Here is a 961-nt window from a genome sequence, read left to right on the forward strand (position 1 = left end):
CGCATCGTGCTGCTGTCCGACGGCGCGGAGAACGTGCCGCTGGACGCCAACGCCCCGCAGGGGGCCTTCACCGCCGCCCGGGCCGCCAAGGCCGCGGGCGTGCAGATCTCGACGATCTCCTTCGGGACGCCGTACGGCACCGTCGAGTACGAGGGCGCCACCATCCCGGTTCCCGTCGACGACCAGACGCTGCAGAAGATCTGCGAGATCACCGACGGGCAGGCGTTCCACGCCGACAGCCTGGAGTCGCTGAAAAACGTCTACTCGACCCTGCAGCGCCAGATCGGCTACGAAACCGTCAAGGGCGACGCCAGCATGGCGTGGATGCTGCTGGGCGCGGTCGCGCTGGCCGGCGCGATCCTGGCCGGCTTGTTCCTGAACCGCCGGCTGCCCTCCTGAGCGCTCAGACCGGCAGCCGCCGGTTGATCAGCAGCGCCAGCGCCGTCGCGATCAAGGCGGTGATCACGCCCAGGCGCAGCCACCCGGCGCTGCCCGGCCCCGGCACCGTGCGATAGCCGATGTCCTTTTCGATGGCGTTGTAGCTCTTGTTGAGCTCGGCGACGTTGCTGGCGGTGTAGGACTGCCCGCCGGACAGCTTGGCGATGGTCTTCATCTGGTCCGTCGAGACCGGGACGGCGACACGCTGTCCGTCCATCTCGATCTCGCCGGTCTTGGTGCCGAACGAGATCGTCGAGATGGGCACGCCCTCGTCGCGGGCCAGCCGCGCCGCCGTGTAGGCCCCGTCGTGCGGGTCGCTGGGATTGGACGGCTTGTTCTCCCCGCCGTCGGACAGCAGCACGATGCGGGCCGGGGGCGGGGTGTCGCCGCCCGTGATGGCCAGGGCGCTCACCGCGTGCAGGGCGGTGAAGATGGCCTCGCCGGTGGCCGTGCTGTCGGCGAAGTCGAGCTTCTTGAGCGCATCGATCGTCGCCTGGTGCTGCGGGGTCGGCGACACCAGCAG

Annotated in this window: 2 pseudogenes; one reads left to right on the top strand and one right to left on the bottom strand. The window is 69.9% G+C overall.

What is annotated here, in order from left to right:
* A pseudogene (locus A9W95_RS17585) lies at positions 1-399 on the top strand (hypothetical protein); the annotation flags it as partial.
* A 4-nt stretch (positions 400-403) separates the two neighbouring features.
* Here A9W95_RS17585 and A9W95_RS17590 read toward each other — a convergent pair.
* Positions 404-961 (bottom strand): annotated as a pseudogene (locus tag A9W95_RS17590) (hypothetical protein); the annotation flags it as partial.

The sequence above is a fragment of the Mycobacterium sp. 1423905.2 genome (assembly GCF_001673155.1).
Lineage (GTDB): Bacteria > Actinomycetota > Actinomycetes > Mycobacteriales > Mycobacteriaceae > Mycobacterium.